Consider the following 21,053-nt stretch of genomic DNA (forward strand, 5'->3'; position numbering starts at 1 on the left):
CTGCGACGGGAGCGTTTACCTAAACTGATGGCCATGAGCGCACCCACGGTCGACCTGATGGATTACTCGGATGTCATCGCCCGGTTCGAGCCGGTGCTCGGCATGGAGGTCCACGTCGAGCTGAACACCGCGACGAAGATGTTCTGCGGTTGCCCGACCGAGTTCGGCGCGGAGCCGAACACCCAGGTGTGCCCGGTGTGCCTCGGTCTGCCCGGTTCGCTCCCGGTGGTCAACCAGAAGGCCGTCGAGTCGGCCATCCGGATCGGCCTGGCGCTGAACTGCTCGATCACGCCGTGGGGCCGGTTCGCGCGCAAGAACTACTTCTACCCCGATCAGCCGAAGAACTACCAGATCAGCCAGTACGACGAGCCGATAGCCACGAACGGGCACCTGGACGTGGTGCTCGACGACGGCAGCGTCTTCCGCGTCGATATCGAGCGCGCGCACATGGAGGAGGACACCGGCAAGTCGGTGCACATCGGCGGCGCGACCGGCCGTATCCACGGCGCGAGCCACTCCCTGCTCGACTACAACCGGGCGGGCGTGCCGCTGATCGAGATCGTCACCAAGCCGATCACCGGCGCGGGCGAACGCGCCCCCGAAGTGGCACGGGCTTACGTGACGGCGCTGCGGGATCTGCTGAAGTCGCTCGGCGTGTCCGACGTGAAGATGGAGCAGGGCTCGCTGCGCTGCGACGCGAACGTCTCGCTGATGCCGGTCGGCGCAACGGAATTCGGCACCCGCACGGAGACCAAGAACGTCAACTCGCTGCGCAGCGTCGAGGTCGCGGTGCGCTACGAGATGCGCAGGCAGGCCGCGGTGCTCGCAGGCGGCGGCACGGTGGTGCAGGAGACCAGGCACTTCCACGAGGCCGACGGCACCACGTCACCCGGCCGCCGCAAGGAGACCGCCGAGGACTACCGCTACTTCCCGGAACCGGACCTCGAGCCCGTCGCGCCCGACGCGGAGTGGGTCGAGCAGCTGCGCGACACCATCCCCGAGTACCCCTGGCTGCGCCGCGCGCGCATCCAGTCCGACTGGGGCCTGTCCGACGAGGTGATGCGCGACCTGGTCAACGCGGGTGCGCTGGATTTGATCATCGCCACCGTCGACGCGGGCGCCCCGGCCAACGAGGCGCGCTCCTGGTGGGTCGCCTACCTCACCGAGAAGGCCAAGGAGCGCGAGGTCACGCTGGAGGAGCTGCCGATCAGCCCGGCGCAGGTCGCCGAGGTGATCAAGCTGGTCGACGCGAAGACGATCAACAACAAGGTGGCCAAGCAGGTCGTCGACCACGTGCTGGCCGGCGAGGGCGACCCGGCGCAGATCGTCGAGGCCAAGGGCCTCGGCATGGTCAGCGACGAGGGCGCCCTGCAAGCGGAGGTGGAGAAGGCGCTGGCCGCCAACCCCGACATCGCCGACAAGATCCGCTCCGGCAAGGTCCAGGCCGCGGGCAAGATCGTCGGCGACGTCATGAAGGCGACCCGCGGCCAGGCCGACGCGGCACGCGTCCGCGAACTCGTCCTCGCCGCCTGCGGCTAGGGGCGGTCGACCGCGACGGCGCTGTAGGGCGTGGCCGGAGTCGGCGGCGTGGTGTAGCGCGCGTTCGGGAGGTACAGCCGATCCCCGTACGCGGCGACGGTCGTCGGCACGTCGAAGCGCGGGTCGGTGACGCGTCGTATGACGGATCCCGTGGTTCCCGCGTGGTCGAGCGTGACCACGGCGATCGCGTTGGACCGGTTCTGCACGACCAGAAGTGTGTTGCCGCGTAGCAGCAGCCCATCACCGTTGGGCAGTGTCTCCGCGCCGAGGTCGATCTGCCGTGTCGCGCCGGTCGCCGGATCGACGCGGAACAACCGGCCGGTCACCGACTGCATGATGATCAGTCCGGCGCCATCGGGCGTGCGCACGATCCCGTTGGCGTTGATCGCTCCCGGCTCGTAGCGGATGTCGCCCGTCAGCGGACGCCGCACCACCGCGCCGGGCGGGGGCAAGGCATCCCCATCGCTGATGGGCAGGTGGTAGAGCACGGGCGTCCGCGAGTCGGTGAGCCACGCGCCCGTGGGTGTGAGCACCACGTCGTTGACGAACGTGTCCGGCGGCGTGCCGAGCGGGTAGCTCGCCAGCACCGCGCCTGTGCCGGTGTCCACGACGCGGGCGTCGCCTCCCGTGCCACCGGCGACGAACAGCCGACCGCGGTGGTCGAGTTGGAGCCCGAGCGCCGGTGTCCCCCGCCCGGGGCTCAGCATGTCGCCTCGTCCGGTCACCAGGTCGGCGCGGTAGATGGAGCCATCGGCCCGCGACCCGAGATATGCGACCGGTCGCGACCCGATGGCGATGCCCTCCGGCTGGAATCCGGCGGGTAGGTCGAACTCGGCGGCGAGGACCGGACGGTCGGCCGTCCGGTCCTCGGAAACCAGCGCGGCCGCCCCGAAGCAGGCGAGGACGGACGCGATCACCAGGACGCGCTTCATCTCATCGTTCCTCTTGTCAGTGGTCGCCCGTCCTACCCTGTCGCCGCGCTCGTGCGGTGCCGAGTGCCCGGGTCCGGACTCAGTAGCCGACGGTGAAATGTTCGTTCTCGCCTGGACTCTCGAGCTCGTCCAGGACGGCCACGGCGAGGTCTTCCGCCGAGATCCGCGACGTGGCATCGGCGCTGGTGATCAGCGTGGTGGTGCCGCGCCGATAGTTGCCGGTCCGCTGTCCGGGTTCGAGCAGCGCGGGCGGGCTGAGATATACCCAGTCGGCCGGATGCGCACGGCAGGTTTCCCATTGCGCGACACTCGCGGCGGCGATGGTGCGAATGTGTGCCGGTACGTATTCCGGACTGTCGAGCACGAGCCGCTCGGGGTCTCCCGGAACCCGGAGCGGGGCGGCGCCTCCGACCACGAGGATGCGCGTCCCAGTGGTGGCGGCCGCGTCGAGCAGGGCGGCCGTGGTCGCCGTGACGGTGTGTTCCTGCCCGGCGGCCGGACGGGTCGCCGCCACGATCGCGTCGGCGCCGTCGAACAGTTCGCGCATTCGGACGCGGTCGGTCGCGTCCCCCTCGACGGCGGTCACCGTGGGCGGTAGGACCGTCCGCCGGGCTTTCCGGAACACGGCGACGATTTCGTGGCCGCGGCGCGCGGCCTCGTCGATGACGCGCGAGCCGACCATGCCTGCGGCTCCGACGACGGTGATCTTCATTTCAGTACCTCATCGGGTGCGGGAACGCGAGTGGACGTGCGGGTGGGGGCGGGAAGCTGTCCCGCGACGATCGCGGCGAGCGCGAGCCCGAACCCGAGGAGTTGGACCGGGCCGAGCGTCTGGCCGAGCAGGACGGCGCCGAGCACCGCCGCGACCAGCGGCGAGAGCAGGACGAGAACCGCGACCGAGGTGACGGGCAAAGAACCGATGCCACGGAACCAGACGACATACGCGAGCAGGCCGCCGGCCAGACCCAGCCAGAGGTAGCCGAGGACGGCGGGCGGGTCGATCGCGGGAGGCGGACCCTCCACGAGGAACGTGATCGGCAGTAGGAACAGCCCACCCGCAGTGAGTTGCCAGCCCGCGAACGCGGTGGGACCGGCCTCGGCGGGCCGTCCCCACTTCTTCGTCAAAGTCACGCCGAGCGCCATGGAGCCCGCGGCGGCAAGGCCCGCCAGGACCCCGGCGAGGTCGAAGGCGGCCTCCGGGCCGATCACCATGAACCCGACGCCGACAAGGCCTATCGTTCCCCAGACGAGGCGCCAAGCGGAGGGCTTCTCGCCCAGGACCACCACGGCCAGGATCGCCACGACGAGCGGCTGGGCCGCCGCCAAGGTCGCGGCCACCCCGCCGGGTAGGCGTTCGGCGGCCAGGAACAGCAGCGGGAAGAGCAGCCCGATATTCAGCACGCCCAGCACCGCGGCTTTGCCCCACCAGGCTCCGCGCGGCAGTGTCCGCGTGATCGCCAACGCGATCAACCCTGCCGGCAATGCACGCAGCAGCCCGGCGAACAGGGGGTGTCCCGGTGGGAGCAGTTCGGTGGTGACGACGTAGGTGGTGCCCCATGCGGCGGGAGCGAGCGCCGTCAGAACGGTGCGCGGCAGCGTTCCCGGTGGCGCGGCTCCGCCGGAAACCGCCTGTGTTGCTGGATTTCTCACCTTCGCAGTCTCGCGCGGCGCCGATCAATGAGTCCAACACATGTTTGTCACTTGATCAATCGTGATACACGATTGATCAATGGAGCTCCAGCAGATGCGCTACGTCGTCGCGGTGGCCGAGACGAACAGCTTCACCCGGGCCGCCGAACGATGCCTGGTCGTGCAGTCCGCTCTCAGCCACCAGATCGCCCGGCTCGAGCGGGAATTGGGCGCGCGGCTGTTCGAGCGCACCAGCCGCCGCGTGCGCCTCACACCGGCGGGTGCGGCGTTCCTCCCGGCCGCTCGCCAGTGCCTGGACGCCGCCGAGCGCGCCGTCGCCGAAGTGGCCGCCGCGGTCGGAGAGGTACGCGGGCGGCTCGCCGTCGGCCTGATCCCCACCGTCGCCGCGGTCGACGTCCCTGAGGCGCTGCGCGAGTTCCGCCGCCGTCACCCGCAGGTGCGCGTCAGCCTGCGGGTGGGCGCGAGCGAGGAGCTGGTGGAGCAGGTCGAGCAAGGAGCGATCGACGTCGCCTTCCTCGGCTTGCCGACCACGGCGCGCCCCCGGGGCGTGGTCGCGCACGCACTCGCCCGTGACCGGCTGGTCGCCGTCGTCGCGCCGGACCATCCGCTCGCCGGGGAGCGCTCGACCGACCTGCGCACGCTGTCTTCCGAGGTATTCGTGGATCTCCCGGCCGGGACAGCAGGACGTCTCCAGTCCGATCAAGCCTTCGCGGCGGCAGGTCTGGACCGCGACGTCGCCTTCGAAGTGACCAGCGCGGACTACATCGCCCGACTGGTCCGCCCCGGCCTCGCCGTCGCCATGCTCCCCTCCGCCTACGTGCCGCACCTGGAGGGCGTGATCACCGTCGAGGTCACCGACGCCCCGGCCCGCGTCGAATATGTCATCTGGAGCCGCAGCCGCACCCCCGCGGCCACCGCCTTCCTCGGCGTGATCGGCGTCCCGGCGCAGAACGCGGACAACTCCTGAAAGCAACCCGCTGTCGAGTCGACAACCGCGTCGCGGTGCGCGCTGGCGAACCTCTTCTGGCGAGCCCACCGCCCCGCTGACCGGCCTGGCCATGTACCGCCGAGGGCCTGACCCGGCGCCTGCCGTTTCGAAACGGCAAGCGGCGACTACTCCAGCAAACTCGTCGGCCCGTCGCGCGCGAAACCAGGCCGTGCGTCGCGGTTTGGTCAGTCCGCGCGATGCCCGAGAACGGCCCGCAAGCCGTTGCTCCTGCTCGAACGCCTGACACCGCGCAGGAGCCATGACCAGCACCACCGCGGCTTCCACTGGGGAGGGGCTGTCCGCAACCGCTGCCGAACACCGCATCGCAGGTCGCCTGCCTCGAGCAAGTCCGGATCGGCCGGGATTCGAGCGGCTGTGGTGTGCGCGCAAAAGCCCGCAGCCGCCCACGCTGTAAAGCCGAACCCTCAGGTCGCGCACTCACCGTCAGACGCGCCCAGCGCACCTCGACCACAGGTTTCGAGCGAAGCGAGACCGAGCATCCGCCGTTCGCGGCCCGGCTCGCGTCCGAGTGGCCGCCGCGTCCGCGACGCAGTCGCTAGCGGCGGTCGCTCGGGCGCGAGCCATAAGGGGGCCGCGAACACGCCGCGACGAAGTCGCGGCCAAATGATTCAGTCCGGGCCGCCGCCTCCGGCCTGCGGCGGCGGGATGCGGACCACCCGGTCGTCGAACGGTCCGGGCTGGCCGTCGGTCTTGTTCACCGTGGTCACCCAGATGGTGCCGTCCGCGCCGACCGCCGCGCCGCCGAGTTGCCCGTACTTGTCCTGCGCCGTGAGCGTCGGCGCCGCGGTGACCGCGTGGGTGGCCGGGTCGGCGGCGGCGATGGCGAGGGCCTTCGCACGGGTCAGGGAGATCGCGACACCGTCCGTGGCGGCGGCGCACCCGGCGACGCCGGGCCGGTCCGGCCAGGTCCACGCGGTGGTGAGCGCGCCGTCGCCGCCGAGCCGCTGCAGCCGGTCCTCCGCGGCGGTGCGGTCGGTGATCCAGATGCTGTCCTTGCCGTCCCGGCACACGTCCCCGGCGGTCCCGATGCCGGAGACGGCGATCTCCGGCGCGGGCGTGCGGCCGGGCACCGGCGAGTTCACGCGCAGCAGTTTGCCGGCCAGCGAGCCCGCCGATGCGGCCGCTCCGGGGTTGCCCGCGTCGCCGGTCAGCACGAGCATCTGGTCGGGCGAGGCGAATTCGATCGCGCCGTGATTTCCGCTGGCGCCCTTGGGAATTCCGGTGAGCACGTCCTTCGGCGAGCCGCCCTGGGCGATGCGGACCACCCGGTTGTCGCTGCCGGTGGTGATGTACGCGTACATCAGGCCGTCTTCGTTGTAGGTGGGCGACAGCGCGATGTCGCTGAGGCCGCCGTCGCCGGAGCCGTCCACCTCCAGCCTGGCGATCTCGAACGGCGGCTGGTCGGGCACGACCTTCAGGATGCGTCCGGTTCTGCGCTCGGCGACCAGCGCCCCGTCGGGGAGCGTCACCAGGCCGCCGGTGGTGTCCAGGCAGGTGGCCACCACCGCCGGGTCGGGATCGATGCACGGGCCGCTCGGCCTGGTGGTCGAGGTGGGCGGCTGGCTGGGTTTCTTCGGGTCGATGTTGGCTCCGTGCAGGGTCGGTTCCGGGGTGAACGGACTGGACGCCGAATCGTCGAACCGGGCGCATCCGGCCAGCAGGACGGAGCCGAGCGCCAGGCTCGCCGCGACGCGGCCCACGACAACCAAACTCATAGACCAGACGTTACGGAAATTCCGTCGCCCGCGCCCTTCCGGGTGGGGGTGTCGCGCGCACTGACACGCCGCGCCGTACTTGCCCGCGCCGGTGCGGTGCGGCATAGGGTATTGGCCGTGACCGACAAGCCGAAAGACACGCCCGAAGCCAAGGCCGGGGACGCTACTCCCACCACGGCCGAGCAGGTGGCGGTGTCGTCCACCGGCCGGGGAGTGACCAGCCCGTACGACTCGCCGACCGAGCAGTTCGAGCGGGTCGATCCGGCCCAGCGGCCGCAACTGTCGAAGGACGTCCCGCGCACCGAGGAAGAACTGGGGCTCGATCCGGACGTTCCGGCCACCGGCGCCAGCAAGCCCCCTGCGGGTGCGACGGCGGCGCCCACCTACGACTACGCCAGCATCCCGCCCGCCCCGACCCCGCCGAGCGAGACCGCGCGCCTGCGCCGCCGCAATGGCGAGCTCCGCCGCGGCACGCTCGATCTCGGTCTGCTGCTGCTGCGCTTGGTGGTCGGCGCCACCTTCCTCTACCACGGCCTGCAGAAGCTGACCGGCTGGTTCCACGGCCCCGGCCTGGACGGCACCCGCGACATGATGGAGCGCGGCGGCTGGGACCACCCGAGCGTGTCCGCCATCCTGGTCACCGCGGGCGAGGTCGGCGGCGGCGCGCTGCTGATCCTCGGTCTGTTCACGCCGTTGGCGGCCGGTGCGGTGCTCGCGGTCATCCTCGACGCATGGGCCTGGAAGCAGGGCATGGCCCCCGGCTTCCAATACAAGGCCGGGCCGGGAGCGGTGGAATTCGAAAGCGTCCTGGCGGGCGTCTCGGCCGCGATCATCCTCACCGGCCCCGGTCGCCTGTCCTTCGACCGCAGCCGCGGCTGGGCCATCCGTCCCGCGGCGGGCTCGTTCGTGATCCTGCTGCTGGCGGTGGCAGCCGCGGCCGGCGCGTACTGGTACCTGCACGGCGGTAACCCGCTGACGGGCATCGGCCCCTTCGACTGAACCCAGACGAACCGAAGGCCCCTTCCTCCCGGCCGGGAGGAAGGGGCCTTCGTCGTTCGCTACCGTCTAGGGCACGTGCCGGACCGCGCCCTTGTCGGCCGACGTCGCCATGGCCGCGTACGCCCGCAGCGCGGTCGTCACCGGACGATCCCGGTTGACCGGCTGCCACGGCCGTTCGGAGGCCTCCATCTTCGCGCGGCGCTCGGCGAGCACGGCGTCGTCGACGAGCACCTCGAGCGTCCGGCTGGTCACGTCGATCCGGATCTGGTCGCCGTTCTCGACCAGGCCGATGACACCGCCGCTGGCCGCCTCAGGGGAGATGTGCCCGATCGACAGGCCCGAGGTGCCCCCGGAGAAGCGGCCGTCGGTGATCAGCGCGCATTCCTTGCCGAGCCCCGAGCCCTTCAGGAAGGCGGTGGGGTGCAGCATCTCCTGCATGCCGGGGCCGCCCGCGGGCCCTTCGTAACGGACCACGATGACGTCGCCCGGTTTGATCCTCTTGCCGAGGATGACCGACACGGCCTCCTCCTGCGACTCCACCACCACGGCCGGGCCCTGGAAGGAGAACAGCTCCTCATCGATGCCCGCGGTCTTGAGCACCGCGCCGTCGGGCGCGATGTTGCCGCGCAGCACGACCAGGCCGCCTTCCTTGGTGTAGGCGTGCTCCAGGTCGCGGATGCAGCCGCCTTCCGCGTCGGTGTCCAGCGACGACCAGCGGTTGTCGGTGGAGAACGGCTCGGTGGTGCGCACACCGCCCGGGGCGGCGTGGAAGAGTTCGATGGCTTCCTGAGACGCCTTGCCGGAGCGGATGTCCCAGGTGTCGAGCCACTCGTCGAAGCTGGCGCTGTGTACCGTGGTGACGTCGGTTTCCAGCAGCCCCGCCCGGCGCAGCTCGCCGAGGAGGGCGGGGATACCGCCGGCGCGGTGGACGTCCTCCATGTGATAGTCGGAGTTCGGCGCCACCTTCGACAGGGTGGGCACCCGGCGGCTTATCTCCTCGATGGTGTGCAGATCGAAGTCGATCTCTCCTTCCTGCGCGGCGGCCAGGATATGCAGCACGGTATTGGTCGAGCCGCCCATCGCGACATCCAGCGCCATCGCGTTGCGGAAAGCATTGCGGGTCGCCACATTTCGCGGCAGCACGGACGCGTCGTCCGCTCGGTACCAGCGGTTGGCGATATCCACCACCACGGTGCCAGCCCGCTCGAACAGCGCCCGGCGCGCGGCGTGCGTCGCGAGGGTGGAGCCGTTGCCTGGCAGCGCGAGACCCAGCGCCTCGGTGAGGCAGTTCATCGAATTGGCGGTGAACATGCCCGAGCAGGAACCGCAGGTCGGGCACGCGGAACGCTCGACTTCGGACAGACCCTCGTCGGACACCGCCTGATTCGCGCTCGCGGAGATCGCGGTGACCAGGTCGGTCGGCGCTTGGGCGACCCCGCCGACGACCACGGCCTTGCCCGCCTCCATCGGCCCGCCGGAGACGAACACCGTCGGAATGTTCAGCCGCATGGCCGCATTGAGCATGCCCGGGGTGATCTTGTCGCAGTTGGAGATGCACACCAGCGCGTCGGCGGTGTGCGCGTTCACCATGTACTCCACCGAGTCGGCGATGATCTCGCGCGAGGGCAGCGAGTAGAGCATGCCGCCGTGGCCCATGGCGATGCCGTCGTCGACGGCGATGGTGTGGAATTCGCGCGGCACGCCACCGGCGGCGCGCACCGCGTCGGCCACGATGTCGCCGACGTTCTTCAGGTGCACGTGGCCGGGAACGAACTGCGTGTAGGAGTTCGCGATGGCGACGATCGGCTTGCCGAAGTCGGTGTCGGTCATGCCGGTGGCGCGCCAGAGTGCGCGTGCGCCTGCGGCATTGCGGCCGATGGTCGTGGTTCGTGAACGAAGCGGTGGCATTTCGATGGTCCTCGGGTCGCGGGGGCTGACGTGCGACGGGCGCGGAGCGTGCTCGGCGGTCCACCACGTTACTCCCGGTGGGCGTGTCCACCTGCCGGGTGGTGTGGCGTCCGATCGCGGTCGGCCGGGTCGGGTGTGTCGCCGGTGCGTGGTGTCGCGGGCGACGACGGTGACGCCGGAGGTACCGGAACGTCGGGTGGGGACTGAACGGAGGATCACTGCTCCGGGGAAATCATCCCATCACTCGACCGTAACCTCCCAACGATGGCGAATGTTCCGCGCCGGCGCTCGGACCGGGCGGCCGAGGAGCTCGCCGTACCTGCGTCCCCGATGGCCGCCGGATTGCCGACTGCTAGGTCGCGCTGTCGCGTGGCGTGTCTTCGTCGGCGTTCTCGCCGGACTTCGCCAACCCGTTGGTCGCCGGGTCGCCTTTGGCGTTCGAGGGTCGGTCACTCCCGTCCGCGGGTCCGGCGGGGGACTCTTCGGTCGCGGCTTCCCCGGGCGCGGCGAACGGGTCCGGAATCCGTCCGCCGGAGAACGCCGCCAGATCGCGCAGCCGGTCGTAGCTCACCGCGGGCAATTTCACCTCGGTGCCATCGGTGAGGTCGGCCCGCACGTATCCACGCTTCGGGATGCGCACACCCTTCAGCTGCGCCCAGTCCAGGTGGCGCGAGCCGAACAGCGTCCGCAGGTCCAGCCCCGCGTCCGAGACGGTGGTCTGCGTCCGCAGCACCCACGCCAGCACCGCGACGGGGATGAGCAGCAGCCACCACAGTCCGGCGGGCCAGCCGACGAAGGGGAAGAACACGCACATCAGCAGGATGAACACGCCCAGGAAGGCCAGCCGTGGGATGCGGATCACACGGGCCTGCGAGACGCCACCCGTATCGGTTGTCGCCGCGGGCGTGTGGGACGATTCAGACGGTGGCACGGACTGATGCGGTGATGACACACCACCATCCTCGCATCCTGATGAACGGACACAAGCAACCGCACTGTCCCACATAATGGGACACACGGGGTCATCTGTTTGACTCTTCGGTTCACACCCGCTTAACGTCGTGCGCGTGAATCGAAACGAGTTGCTCGTAATCGGCCGGCGCGTCCAGCGTTGAGCCTGACACACTGAGTCGAATACGTCAGCTCGCGTTGCGACGCGCCACCCTCGATCAGCCCTGTGCTGTCGGGGGCTTTTTTATGTTCGGACTAATGTCCGGCATGGCGAAGCGCAAGACACCGCTGGCACAACATCCGGGGTCGGAACCACAACCAGTAAGGAACGAAGACGGTGAGCGCACCTACCGCACGGCCAGGGCCTTCGGCCCGTAGGCCAGCGCCTTCGGCGAATCAGCAGGCCACGCCCGCTGCCAACGCGACGTCCGCGGCCAACCGCCGCCAGCTCCCGCCCGAGCGGGTCACCGGCGCGCAGTCGGTCGTCCGTTCGCTCGAGGAGCTCGGCGTCGACACCGTATTCGGCATTCCGGGTGGCGCGATCCTCCCCGTCTACGACCCGCTTTTCGATTCGACCAAAGTGCGCCACGTGCTCGTCCGCCACGAGCAGGGTGCGGGTCACGCCGCCACCGGTTACGCCCAGGCCACCGGCAAGGTCGGTGTGTGTATGGCCACATCCGGCCCCGGCGCGACCAACCTGGTCACCCCGATCGCCGACGCGCAGATGGACTCGGTGCCGATCGTGGCCATCACCGGCCAGGTCGGCCGTGGGCTGATCGGCACCGACGCGTTCCAGGAAGCCGACATCTCCGGCATCACCATGCCGATCACCAAGCACAACTTCCTGATCACCGACGGCGTCGACATCCCGCGCATCATCGCCGAGGCGTTCTACCTCGCCGCGTCCGGCCGTCCCGGCGCGGTGCTCGTCGACATCCCGAAGGACGTGCTGCAGGCGCAGACCACCTTCACCTGGCCGCCGGAGATGCGGCTGCCCGGCTACCGCCCGGTCACCAAGCCGCACGGCAAGCAGGTGCGCGAGGCGGCGCGGATGATCATGGAAGCCAAGGCTCCCGTGCTCTACGTCGGCGGCGGCGTGATCAAGGCCGACGCGTCGGCCGAGCTGCTGCAACTGGCCGAGCTGACCGGCATCCCCGTGGTCACCACGCTGATGGCGCGCGGCGCGTTCCCCGACAGCCACCGCCTGAACATGGGCATGCCCGGCATGCACGGCACCGTGGGCGCGGTCGCCGCGCTGCAGCGGTCGGACCTGCTGATCACCCTCGGCGCGCGGTTCGACGACCGCGTCACCGGGCAGCTGGACTCCTTCGCGCCCGGCGCCAAGGTCATCCACGCCGACATCGACCCGGCCGAGATCGGCAAGAACCGCCACGCCGACGTCCCGATCGTCGGCGACTGCCGCGAGGTGATCGTCGAGCTCATCGAGACCCTGAAGGCCGACCCTTCGGCAAGCGACGCGCTGCCGCTGCACCTGACCGACTGGTGGACCTACCTCGACGGCGTGCGCGACGCCTACCCGCTGGGCTGGACCCCGCCCGCGGACGGCTCGCTGTCGCCGGAGTTCGTCATCGAGGCCCTCGGCCGCTTGGCCGGACCCGACGCGATCTACTGCGCGGGCGTCGGCCAGCACCAGATGTGGGCCGCCCAGTTCATCAAGTACGAGAAGCCGCGCACCTGGCTGAACTCCGGTGGTCTCGGCACCATGGGCTACGCCGTCCCTGCGGCCATGGGCGCCAAGATGGGCGCGCCGGACAAAGAGGTGTGGGCGGTCGACGGTGACGGCTGCTTCCAGATGACCAACCAGGAACTGGCCACCTGCGCCGTCGAGGGCGTCCCGATCAAGGTCGCGCTGATCAACAACGGCAACCTCGGCATGGTTCGGCAGTGGCAGACGCTCTTCTACCAGGAGCGCTACTCCAACACCGACCTCGGCACGCACACCCTGCGCATCCCCGACTTCGTGAAGCTCGCCGAAGCCCTCGGCTGCCACGGCATCCGGGTGGAGCGCGAGGAGGACGTGGAGGCCGCGATCCGCGAGGCGCAGTCCATCAACGACCGTCCCGTGGTGATCGACTTCATCGTCGGCAAGGACGCCCAGGTGTGGCCGATGGTCGCCGCGGGCACCAGCAACGACGAGATCATGGCCGCTCGCGGCATCCGCCCGCTGTTCGACGACGACGAGCAGGCCGCCGAGCCCGCCGTCATCCACACGGCGATGTCGCAAGATCAGAACAAGGTGAACAACGGATGAGTACCACGCATACCCTCAGCGTTCTCGTCGAGGACAAGCCGGGCGTGCTGGCACGGGTCGCGGCGCTGTTCTCCCGCCGCGGCTTCAACATCGAGTCGCTGGCGGTCGGTGGCACCGAGCTGCCGGAGATCTCGCGCATGACCATCGTCGTCACCGTCGAGGACCTGCCGCTGGAGCAGGTCACCAAGCAGCTCAACAAGCTGGTGAACGTCATCAAGATCGTGGAGCAGGACGCCGACAGCTCGGTGGCCCGCGAATTGATCCTGGTGAAGGTGCGCGCCGACGCCAGCGTGCGGACTCAGGTGATCGAGGCGGTCGGGTTGTTCCGCGCCAAGGTCATCGACGTGTCGCCGGACGCGCTCACCGTCGAGGCGACCGGAACCCGGTCCAAACTCGACGCGCTGCTGCGGATGCTCGAACCGTACGGCATCCGGGAGATCGTGCAGTCCGGTGTCGTCGCGGTGGGGCGTGGACCGAAGTCCATCACCGCCACCCGCTGAGCTGACCAGCGGCACACCGATGGGGCCGACCGCCCGGCGGCGGCCACACGCTAGTCTTTCTGCGATCGACGGTTGGCGTGCCGCCTCCCCGCTCACGCGGGAATGATCCCCTCCCGCGCCCGCGGGGGTGATCCGATCCAGAACAACGAAAATCAACACCTGCGCGAGCACGGTGTGCCCCGCCTCGCGCGGGGATGATCCCGGAAGGAACCACAGTGGCAGTCGAGATGTTCTACGACGACGATGCCGACCTGTCGATCATCCAGGGCCGCAAGGTCGCTGTCATCGGCTACGGCAGCCAGGGTCACGCGCACTCGCTGAGCCTGCGCGACTCGGGCGTCGAGGTCCGCGTCGGTCTGGCCGAGGGTTCGAAGTCGCGTCCGAAGGCCGAGGAGGCCGGCCTGACCGTCGGCACGCCGGCCGAGGTCTCGGAGTGGGCGGACGTCATCATGGTGCTCGCGCCCGACACCGCGCAGGCGTCGATCTTCACCAACGACATCGAGCCGAACCTGAAGGACGGCGACGCGCTGTTCTTCGGCCACGGCCTCAACATCCACTTCGGCCTGATCAAGCCGCCCGCCAACGTCACCATCGGCATGGTCGCGCCGAAGGGCCCCGGCCACCTGGTGCGCCGTCAGTTCGTCGACGGCAAGGGCGTTCCCGCGCTGATCGCCATCGACCAGGACCCGAAGGGCGAGGGCCAGGCGCTGGCGCTGTCCTACGCCAAGGGCATCGGCGGCACCCGCGCGGGCGTCATCAAGACCACCTTCAAGGAGGAGACCGAGACCGACCTGTTCGGTGAGCAGGCCGTGCTGTGCGGCGGCACCGAGGAACTGGTCAAGACCGGTTTCGAGGTCATGGTCGAGGCCGGTTACGCGCCGGAGATGGCCTACTTCGAGGTGCTGCACGAGCTGAAGCTGATCGTCGACCTGATGTACGAGGGCGGCATCGCGCGGATGAACTACTCGGTCTCCGACACCGCCGAGTTCGGCGGCTACCTGTCGGGCCCGCGGGTCATCGACGCCGACACCAAGAAGCGGATGCAGGACATCCTCAAGGACATCCAGGACGGCAGCTTCGTCAAGCGCCTGGTCGCCAACGTCGAGGGCGGCAACAAGGAGCTCGAGGCGCTGCGCAAGAAGAACGCCGAGCACCCGATCGAGGTCACCGGCGCCAAGCTGCGCGGCCTGATGAGCTGGGTCGATCGCCCGATCACCGAAACCGCCTGATACTCGGGCTGATTCGCGCGGGGGCCCGCTTCGGAGTTCGGAGCGGGCCACCGGCGTCTTCGCGGACTTCCTAACTACTGCCGAACGAGCCGGTGCCCCAGCCCTGGCCCCATCCGCCGGGACCGCGGCCATAGGGTGGGTTGCCGTAATGGCCTCCGCCGAACAACGGGTTGTTGTTGCAACTCCAGTTCGGGAATGGGCCGAAGTCGCACCGGTTGTCGTAATACGGGTCGTATCGAGCCGGAGTTACGCCGGGTGTACTGGGCGTGGCGGACGCGGGCATCGCCAGCGCGGTCAACGGGATCGCGGCGATTGCCCCGGCTACGGCCACGCGGGCCAAGGTGCGGCGTGCGCTGGTTGTGGAGAACAACGTAAATCCTTTCACTCTGCGGCGAGCGTCTTCGCCCGCCATCCCCGACGCGGGGTCTGCCCACGGCCCACCTCCGTGCACAGATCTTGGATCTACGGTCACTGCTTCGCGGCCGCGCTTACCGCCGGGCAGCGACTGCATTCCTACACTCTGGCGCACCCGCTTGGAAAGGTCACGGGTGTCGCCTCCCCTTCGGGGTAAATAAAACCGCGGCATTAGGGGCATCCCCTATGGAATCCGCCCCCACCTCGACAACACCGGCATCCGTGAGTGGCACAGGGCTGCGGCAAAACGCGAGTAAGCCTCTCGATGGTGTGCCACTCGCGGAACGCGCCGGGGTTGGTGGGCGTGCCTCGGGATCTCTTCGGAGACCGGTGTGGAGCGCGGCTGAAATGCCCCGTCTAGACTAGTTACCGATGAGTAAGTTCTTCGCCTCGGTGGATGAGGTGACCGGGCGCCTCGCCGAGGCCGGGTATCTGCCGTCCCTGGATATCGCCACCGCCGTGTTCCTCGCGGGTCATCTCGGCAAGCCACTGCTGATCGAGGGCCCGGCGGGCGTCGGCAAGACCGAGTTGGCGAAGGCCGTCGCCGCGGCGACCGCCTCCGACCTGGTGCGGCTGCAGTGCTACGAGGGCATCGATGAGGCGCGCGCCCTCTACGAGTGGAACCACGCCAAACAACTGCTGCGCATCACCGCCTCGGACGACGCAGGCTGGGACAGCACCTGCGACCACGTCTTCACCGAAGAGTTCCTTCTCGCGCGCCCCTTGTTGGCCGCCATCCGCAATCCGCGTTCCACCGTGCTGCTCATCGACGAACTCGACAAGGCCGACGTGGAGCTGGAGGGACTGCTGCTCGAGGTACTCGGCGACTTCCAGGTGAGCATCCCGGAACTCGGCACCGTCACCGCCGTCCGCAAGCCGTTCGCCATCGTGACCTCCAACGCCAACCGGGAGCTGTCCGAAGCGCTGAAGCGCCGCTGCCTGTATCTGCACATCGATTACCCGACGGCGGAATTGGAGCGGGCGATCGTCCGGATGAAGGTCCCGGAGCTGGACGAGGCGCTGGGTGAGCCGGTGGTGCGCGTGGTCGGGGCGCTGCGGCAGCTCTCGCTGCGAAAGGCTCCGTCGATCGCCGAAACCGTCGACTGGGCCAAGACTCTGGTCGCCCTCGGTGCGCGCAACATATCCGGCGGCGTGGTCCGCTCGACGCTCGGCGTTCTGTTGAAGTATCAATCCGACCATCGTCTGGCGATCGAGCGGCTCGGGCTCGATCTGGATGCCGAGCAAGGTGGGCGGTGAGATGAAGGTCGGGTTCGGTCGGATCGCCGCATCGGTCGCCATCGACGGCGCGGAGGTCGTCGTCGCGCTGTCGGCGCACGACCGGGTCACGTTCTCCGCCCCGGTCGATATCGCATCTCGCGCGCCCGGGACCGTCCTCAGCACAAAGTCCCCTGTCGCCGTGCGATTCCGGTATCCGACCGGTCCTCGGCATCGCAGCGGACCGGGGGGTCGACGGCTCGGGTCGATCGCGGGCTCTAGACCGCGACCGCCCGCCCGGCCGCTGCGCAATCTCGCCTCGCATGCGACCATCGATTCCTGCGGGGTTGCGAGGCACCGGGGTCAGCATGAGCATCGCTGAAGCGGGCCGCCGAGGCCCCGACTCGATGACCGATCGGCTCGTCGAGTTCGTCGGGCTGCTACGCGATCACGGTATCGACGCGGGGCCGAGTGAGACCATCGACGCGGCCGAGGCGATGGTCGCCCTGGGAATCGAGGATCGCGCTCGCCTGCGCTCCGGCATGGCGGCCTGCCTGCTACGCCGAAATGGTCAGCGTGCCGTGTTCGATCAACTCTTCGACCTCTACTTCCTGACCGCTCAGCAGCCGCAGCCCGTGGAGCCGTCGACACCCGAAACCGTCGAAGCACTGCGCGATCGTCTCGTTGCCGCACTGGCACAGGATGATTCGGGCTCGATCGCCGAACTGGCCCGCCAGGCGCTGACCGAACTCGGCGGCTACGGCGGCGCCGCGCAGTCTTCCGCGCCGGTCACCACCGCGTCGGGCGCAGGCTGGTCCTCCTACCTGACCATGAAAGCCCTTCGCCCCGAAGAACTCATCGATCGCATCGTCGCGGGCATGAACGGCTCGTCCCAGCTCGACGCCACCGTCCACACGATCGAAGCGAACCGCCGCCTCGCCGGCTTCCGTACCGCGGTCCAGACCGAGGCCCGGCTGCGCTCCGCACAACTGCGCGGCACCGAATACATCGCCCGCCGCGGCGTCGAATCCAGCACCGACCGAATCGATTTCCTCGGCGCCCGCGAACAGGACCTCGCCGAAATGCGCCGCCTGGTCCACCCGCTGGCCCGCAAACTCGCCACCCGGCTCGCCGTCCGCCGCCGCAAAGCGGTGCGCGGCCAGATCGATCTACGTCGCACCCTCCGCCGCTCCATGTCCACCGGAGGCGTCCCCATCGACCCGGTGCTGCGCGCCCGCAAACACGGCCGCCCCGACCTGGTGGTCCTCGCCGACATCTCCGGCTCGGTCACCGGCTTCGCCGAATTCACCCTCCACCTGATCCAGGCCCTGCAAGACCAGTTCAGCAAGGTCCGCAGCTTCGGCTTCGTCGACACCTGCGACGAGATCACTCACTTCTTCACCCCCGGCGAACCACCGACCCCAGGCACCGCCGCTCGAATCATCCGTTCCACCAAGGTGGCTCGCTTCGGCAGCTCCAACTACGGCGAAGCCTTCCAAGGCTTCCTCGACAACTACGCCGACGCCCTCGGCCCACGCACCTCCGTCCTCATCCTCGGCGACGGTCGCACCAACCGCACGGACCCGAACATCGCTGCCGTGCAGACGATCGCCGACCGGGCGAAGCACACCTATTGGCTGAACCCCGAGCCGTCTCGGTCGTGGTCGACGGGGGATTCCGCAGCCTATGTGTACGCGGAGTGCGTGACGATGCACGAGTGCCGGAACGTCGAACAGTTGACCGAAGTCGTAGCGCGGCTGCTGCCTGCGTGAACCGGCTCGCGGAGACAGCGCCTTATCCGGATGTGACCGACTCGGTGGCTGTCGGGCCCAACTCGTGGACTACGGCGGCCGTCGCGGTGGCGACGACGTCGTCGACCCAGTCCGGAATGGGCACCGCGCCTGCGATGTACTCGCGAACCAGCCCGTAGGGAATCGCCTTGACCGCAGCGATCGCGATCGCCATGCGGTGCTCGTCGTCGGCGCCGAACTCCGCCGCCACGGCGGCGCGCAGCGCGTCGTTCATTCGGTCGTTGACCGCGGCGATGTCCGCGCGCAACTCGGCAGGGCCCACGTCCAGCAGCTCATCGCGCCGGAACATCTTCAACGCACGAGCTTCGGTGGGATGCTCGCGGCAATACCGCGGCAGGTGCATCGCGGCGGCGAGCAGCGGGTCGGCTCCCGACAGCGCGGCGATGACTCCGGTCTGGAAGCGCCGGATCGAGCGCAGCCACAGTCGAGCGAGCAACTCTTCGCGGGAAGCGAAGCGCACGTATATCGAGCCGGTGGGGACGCCGGAGGCGGCACTGATCGCGGCGATGGTCGGTCTGGTCGTGGCCGGATCGGCGAGCAAGTCGCGCGCGGCGTCGAGGATCTGGTCATCGGTGAATCGCCGGGGTCTTGCCACGGGTGACAGCCTAGGGCAATGTTTAAGAATATGGATTCAAAAACAAGGGTCCCGCTGACGGGCGGTCTGCTCGCTTTCATCGGATCGGCACATACCGCGCTCGGTGGAGTCATCTGGGCGACCGGTCGTGAGCAGACCGAGCTCGCTTTCTGGTTCACCGCGTTCGGAGTCGCCGCCGTCGGCTTCGGTATCGCCGTGATCGAGACGGAGCGAACCCGCGGCTACGTACCAGCGCCGATCCTCTCGGCAATCGGCGTGTTGACCGCGTTCGGCCTCGTTTTCGAGCCGGTGTCCGGGTTTCTCACCGTCCTGGTACCGCTGGCCATCGGCGTCCGCGGATGGATACGGCATCGCCGCATCGCCGCGGTTCCGGCATAAGGTTCGGCCACGTCGACCCTGCGTCCCGCCGTCGCGAGACTGACCTGAGGGCCGGCCTTCGGGTCGAGCTACGAGCCGACGCCGCCGATGTCGGGGCGGCCTTGGCCGAGCACGCCGCGCTGGATCGTGCCGCCGGTGGCCGGAACTCCTCGGTCGTGCACCGCGGTCCCGCTCGGGCGCAGGAAAGTTCCTGCGGCCAGGGCCACCGCGGCGCCGACCGCCGGATACACCAGTGCGTCGGCGTGGCGATACCAGAAGGTGGCGTAACGGCTGTCGGTGGTATCGCACAGGTCGTCGGTCGCCCGGGTGCTCGTCGTCTGGTCGACACAGATCCCGACGTAAATCGGCTGTGCGGTGTCGGTGGTCGGCGCGGTCGAGGTGATCCGGGGGGTGGTCGTCGTCGGTGGGGCGGTAGTGGTCATCGGCGGTGTCGTGCGGGTCGGGGGCTTCGAGGTGGTGGTGAAGACCGTGGTGACGATCGGCCGGGGAGCGGCGGTGCCACCAGCCCCGCATCCACTGGACACGAGCGCCATGGCCACCAGGGCGGGCACCGTGTACGAGACACGGCGCGACGCCATGACCCGCTTCTGCCGACGATCGCAGCCCGACGCGCCGCTCATGAATTCCCCTCCGCTTCATCCGAAACCACTGTCGCGAACCGCCCGATGCTAGCAGCGCGCCGGCGCGCGCACGATCGATCCGTGGTTCGTGAAATGCCAATTGCCGGAATGTTTTTCCCCGCTCGGGCCCTAGGGATCGTTCCCATGGCGAAATACGCGCCGAATACGGGAGAACTCATCAACGCGGGGTGTGGGACGACGCACGAGTGCCGCTATCACGCGCGGTGACCGAGGTCATGGCGCGGCTGCCTGCGGGTGTCGCGAATACTCCGTGCGACGATTCGCATGGAAACGCACCGTCGATTGCCGTCGATACGAGCGACATTCCGATCGGCGAAAGGTCGCGGTGATCAAGCCCGGCATTCGCCCTCCCTTGCGCAGGGGCCCAGGCGGAGCACAGCAAATGTGACGAAGTGCAACCCTCGAACGTGATGCAGGTCATTGCCCGCGAAGGCGCGGCTGGGTGATGGTCGTCAATTCCTTGAATGAAACTGGCTGGAGATACCCGAATGGCCGACCACAATTTCGCCTACGACCTCACCTTGGACGAGGTGCGACGCCGCAGCGCCGTCGTCGCGGCGCTCGGTGACGACTGGGATCCGATCGCGGTGCTCGCCGAGGAAGATCTGGCCTACGACATGCTGTACTCGAATCTCGACGACGAACAGCAGCGTATCTACGACGACCTCGTCCGAGCCGGAATCCTGCCGGATCGATCGACGGGCCGTATCGCCTCCGGCGAGGCGTGACCTGACCACCCCCGCTCGCCTACGTTCCATCGCGCTCATAGGTTCCAACCACAGCGAAGCAAAGCTCCGCACGTCTGCCTAGCGCGGTCCACCCTGCTGAAGATCGCGCATCAGAACATCGAACTGTGGAGCACCGGCCCAATCGGGTCGCAGAGTGCCGACGCGGTACCACCCCCACCGGCGATAGTTGTCATACGCCCGACGATTATCCGGACACGCCAACAGTGTCGCGCGCTGCTCCGGCCGCCCCTCGAGCAGTTCATCGTGTAAGGCACGAGCGAATCCTCGCCCAGTGAACTGCTTGCGCACCATGATCTCGCCGAAAGCAAACGTGCAACACCCATTCTCGGCAGTGAATCCCGCCTGGTCACCCTCATCGAGCCGCAGCCCGTCCCACCACGCGGTCCTGTCCGTGAGCGGCCAACCCCACGCCTGGCCACAGAGTTCACCGTCGAGCCGGGCGATCACCAGCTCGAACGCACCGGCGCGGACGGGATCGGTGTAGGCGTCGAACCGATGCATGAACGCTTCGGGCGCTTCGAACTCCCGCCCGTTGCTTTGGCGATG

Annotated in this window: 20 protein-coding genes; 10 read left to right on the forward strand and 10 right to left on the reverse strand. The window is 69.0% G+C overall.

From position 1 onward, the window contains the following. Window positions 1-33 precede the first annotated feature (33 nt). Window positions 34-1,539, forward strand: coding sequence for an Asp-tRNA(Asn)/Glu-tRNA(Gln) amidotransferase subunit GatB (gene gatB / locus ACWDMM_RS12920; RefSeq protein WP_323124196.1), 1,506 nt, complete (start codon window positions 34-36; stop codon window positions 1,537-1,539). Here gatB and ACWDMM_RS12925 read toward each other — a convergent pair. The 3 genes from ACWDMM_RS12925 to ACWDMM_RS12935 all read right to left on the reverse strand — a co-directional run bounded on the left by ACWDMM_RS12925 (window position 1,536) and on the right by ACWDMM_RS12935 (window position 4,121). Beyond that, window positions 1,536-2,471, reverse strand: a complete 936-nt coding sequence (locus tag ACWDMM_RS12925) for an SMP-30/gluconolactonase/LRE family protein (RefSeq protein WP_449937441.1) — start codon at window positions 2,469-2,471, stop codon at window positions 1,536-1,538. The genes gatB and ACWDMM_RS12925 overlap by 4 nt on opposite strands. Window positions 2,472-2,550: 79 nt before the next feature. Then, window positions 2,551-3,183 (reverse strand): NAD(P)-dependent oxidoreductase, encoded by a 633-nt coding sequence (locus ACWDMM_RS12930; protein ID WP_357206945.1) that lies wholly within the window; start codon window positions 3,181-3,183, stop codon window positions 2,551-2,553. Continuing rightward, entirely contained in the window at window positions 3,180-4,121 is a 942-nt protein-coding gene (locus tag ACWDMM_RS12935) for an EamA family transporter (protein ID WP_449937445.1), read from the reverse strand. Before ACWDMM_RS12935 ends, ACWDMM_RS12930 begins: the two co-directional genes overlap by 4 nt. Window positions 4,122-4,200: 79 nt before the next feature. Here ACWDMM_RS12935 and ACWDMM_RS12940 point away from each other — a divergent pair, with 79 nt between their 5' ends. After that, window positions 4,201-5,088, forward strand: coding sequence for a LysR family transcriptional regulator (locus ACWDMM_RS12940; RefSeq protein WP_357206943.1), 888 nt, complete (start codon window positions 4,201-4,203; stop codon window positions 5,086-5,088). A 650-nt stretch (window positions 5,089-5,738) separates the two neighbouring features. Here ACWDMM_RS12940 and ACWDMM_RS12945 read toward each other — a convergent pair. Further along, the gene (locus ACWDMM_RS12945; protein ID WP_195078631.1) at window positions 5,739-6,845 is read right to left on the reverse strand and encodes a PQQ-dependent sugar dehydrogenase; all 1,107 of its coding nucleotides are present in this window, start codon (window positions 6,843-6,845) and stop codon (window positions 5,739-5,741) included. Window positions 6,846-6,962: 117 nt separating this feature from the next. Between ACWDMM_RS12945 and ACWDMM_RS12950 the strand changes: the two genes are divergently transcribed. Further along, window positions 6,963-7,844, forward strand: coding sequence for a DoxX family protein (locus ACWDMM_RS12950; RefSeq protein WP_449937447.1), 882 nt, complete (start codon window positions 6,963-6,965; stop codon window positions 7,842-7,844). A gap of 66 nt (window positions 7,845-7,910) precedes the next feature. Here ACWDMM_RS12950 and ilvD read toward each other — a convergent pair whose 3' ends face one another. Together ilvD and ACWDMM_RS12960 are read right to left on the reverse strand one after the other, a co-directional pair. Then, window positions 7,911-9,752, reverse strand: coding sequence for a dihydroxy-acid dehydratase (gene ilvD, locus ACWDMM_RS12955; protein WP_449937450.1), 1,842 nt, complete (start codon window positions 9,750-9,752; stop codon window positions 7,911-7,913). Between the two features lie 352 nt (window positions 9,753-10,104). Next, window positions 10,105-10,704, reverse strand: coding sequence for a PH domain-containing protein (locus ACWDMM_RS12960; protein ID WP_357206939.1), 600 nt, complete (start codon window positions 10,702-10,704; stop codon window positions 10,105-10,107). A gap of 336 nt (window positions 10,705-11,040) precedes the next feature. Between ACWDMM_RS12960 and ACWDMM_RS12965 the strand changes: the two genes are divergently transcribed. The 3 genes from ACWDMM_RS12965 to ilvC all read left to right on the forward strand — a co-directional run bounded on the left by ACWDMM_RS12965 (window position 11,041) and on the right by ilvC (window position 14,704). Then, complete coding sequence (locus tag ACWDMM_RS12965) at window positions 11,041-12,975, forward strand: acetolactate synthase large subunit (protein ID WP_067797575.1); 1,935 nt, start codon at window positions 11,041-11,043, stop codon at window positions 12,973-12,975. Continuing rightward, entirely contained in the window at window positions 12,972-13,475 is a 504-nt protein-coding gene (gene ilvN / locus ACWDMM_RS12970; RefSeq protein WP_040780853.1) for an acetolactate synthase small subunit, read from the forward strand. The genes ACWDMM_RS12965 and ilvN overlap by 4 nt, the downstream gene beginning before the upstream one ends. A gap of 227 nt (window positions 13,476-13,702) precedes the next feature. Beyond that, window positions 13,703-14,704, forward strand: a complete 1,002-nt coding sequence (gene ilvC, locus ACWDMM_RS12975) for a ketol-acid reductoisomerase (protein WP_174372187.1) — start codon at window positions 13,703-13,705, stop codon at window positions 14,702-14,704. Window positions 14,705-14,774: 70 nt separating this feature from the next. Here ilvC and ACWDMM_RS12980 read toward each other — a convergent pair whose 3' ends face one another. After that, window positions 14,775-15,074, reverse strand: a complete 300-nt coding sequence (locus ACWDMM_RS12980) for a hypothetical protein (RefSeq protein ID WP_357107821.1) — start codon at window positions 15,072-15,074, stop codon at window positions 14,775-14,777. A 416-nt stretch (window positions 15,075-15,490) separates the two neighbouring features. On the opposite strand from ACWDMM_RS12980, the gene ACWDMM_RS12985 reads away from it, so the two are divergent. Next, a complete protein-coding gene (locus ACWDMM_RS12985; RefSeq protein WP_357107818.1) occupies window positions 15,491-16,375 on the forward strand; it encodes an AAA family ATPase in 885 nt (294 codons plus the stop codon). A 326-nt stretch (window positions 16,376-16,701) separates the two neighbouring features. Continuing rightward, window positions 16,702-18,105, forward strand: coding sequence for a vWA domain-containing protein (locus ACWDMM_RS12990; RefSeq protein WP_357107815.1), 1,404 nt, complete (start codon window positions 16,702-16,704; stop codon window positions 18,103-18,105). Window positions 18,106-18,127: 22 nt separating this feature from the next. Here the strand turns inward: ACWDMM_RS12990 and ACWDMM_RS12995 are convergent, their stop codons facing one another. Next, complete coding sequence (locus ACWDMM_RS12995) at window positions 18,128-18,739, reverse strand: TetR/AcrR family transcriptional regulator (RefSeq protein ID WP_357107812.1); 612 nt, start codon at window positions 18,737-18,739, stop codon at window positions 18,128-18,130. 18 nt (window positions 18,740-18,757) lie between these two features. Between ACWDMM_RS12995 and ACWDMM_RS13000 the strand changes: the two genes are divergently transcribed. Continuing rightward, complete coding sequence (locus tag ACWDMM_RS13000; protein WP_449937457.1) at window positions 18,758-19,117, forward strand: DUF6463 family protein; 360 nt, start codon at window positions 18,758-18,760, stop codon at window positions 19,115-19,117. A 68-nt stretch (window positions 19,118-19,185) separates the two neighbouring features. Here ACWDMM_RS13000 and ACWDMM_RS13005 read toward each other — a convergent pair whose 3' ends face one another. Further along, window positions 19,186-19,695: a hypothetical protein gene (locus ACWDMM_RS13005; protein WP_195078638.1), complete on the reverse strand. Its 510-nt coding sequence runs from the start codon at window positions 19,693-19,695 to the stop codon at window positions 19,186-19,188. A gap of 551 nt (window positions 19,696-20,246) precedes the next feature. Between ACWDMM_RS13005 and ACWDMM_RS13010 the strand changes: the two genes are divergently transcribed. Then, the gene (locus ACWDMM_RS13010; RefSeq protein ID WP_357107806.1) at window positions 20,247-20,486 is read left to right on the forward strand and encodes a DUF6400 family protein; all 240 of its coding nucleotides are present in this window, start codon (window positions 20,247-20,249) and stop codon (window positions 20,484-20,486) included. A gap of 78 nt (window positions 20,487-20,564) precedes the next feature. Here the strand turns inward: ACWDMM_RS13010 and ACWDMM_RS13015 are convergent, their stop codons facing one another. Then, window positions 20,565-21,008: a GNAT family N-acetyltransferase gene (locus ACWDMM_RS13015; protein WP_449937461.1), complete on the reverse strand. Its 444-nt coding sequence runs from the start codon at window positions 21,006-21,008 to the stop codon at window positions 20,565-20,567. Between the last annotated feature and the right edge of the window lie 45 nt (window positions 21,009-21,053).

This window comes from Nocardia sp. NPDC003726 (assembly GCF_053586955.1).

Bases quoted from the DNA above. Each gene is read 5' to 3' on its own strand.
- ilvD (WP_449937450.1), bottom strand. From the start codon at position 9,752: ATGCCACCGCTTCGTTCACGAACCACGACCATCGGCCGCAATGCCGCA.
- ACWDMM_RS12945 (WP_195078631.1), bottom strand. From the start codon at position 6,845: ATGAGTTTGGTTGTCGTGGGCCGCGTCGCGGCGAGCCTGGCGCTCGGC.
- ACWDMM_RS12925 (WP_449937441.1), bottom strand. From the start codon at position 2,471: ATGAAGCGCGTCCTGGTGATCGCGTCCGTCCTCGCCTGCTTCGGGGCG.
- ilvC (WP_174372187.1), top strand. From the start codon at position 13,703: ATGTTCTACGACGACGATGCCGACCTGTCGATCATCCAGGGCCGCAAG.
- ACWDMM_RS12930 (WP_357206945.1), bottom strand. From the start codon at position 3,183: ATGAAGATCACCGTCGTCGGAGCCGCAGGCATGGTCGGCTCGCGCGTC.
- ACWDMM_RS13005 (WP_195078638.1), bottom strand. From the start codon at position 19,695: ATGGCGTCGCGCCGTGTCTCGTACACGGTGCCCGCCCTGGTGGCCATG.
- ACWDMM_RS12940 (WP_357206943.1), top strand. From the start codon at position 4,201: ATGGAGCTCCAGCAGATGCGCTACGTCGTCGCGGTGGCCGAGACGAAC.
- ACWDMM_RS13010 (WP_357107806.1), top strand. From the start codon at position 20,247: ATGGCCGACCACAATTTCGCCTACGACCTCACCTTGGACGAGGTGCGA.
- ACWDMM_RS12985 (WP_357107818.1), top strand. From the start codon at position 15,491: ATGAGTAAGTTCTTCGCCTCGGTGGATGAGGTGACCGGGCGCCTCGCC.
- ACWDMM_RS12990 (WP_357107815.1), top strand. From the start codon at position 16,702: ATGAGCATCGCTGAAGCGGGCCGCCGAGGCCCCGACTCGATGACCGAT.
- gatB (WP_323124196.1), top strand. From the start codon at position 34: ATGAGCGCACCCACGGTCGACCTGATGGATTACTCGGATGTCATCGCC.
- ACWDMM_RS13000 (WP_449937457.1), top strand. From the start codon at position 18,758: ATGTTTAAGAATATGGATTCAAAAACAAGGGTCCCGCTGACGGGCGGT.
- ACWDMM_RS13015 (WP_449937461.1), bottom strand. From the start codon at position 21,008: ATGCATCGGTTCGACGCCTACACCGATCCCGTCCGCGCCGGTGCGTTC.
- ilvN (WP_040780853.1), top strand. From the start codon at position 12,972: ATGAGTACCACGCATACCCTCAGCGTTCTCGTCGAGGACAAGCCGGGC.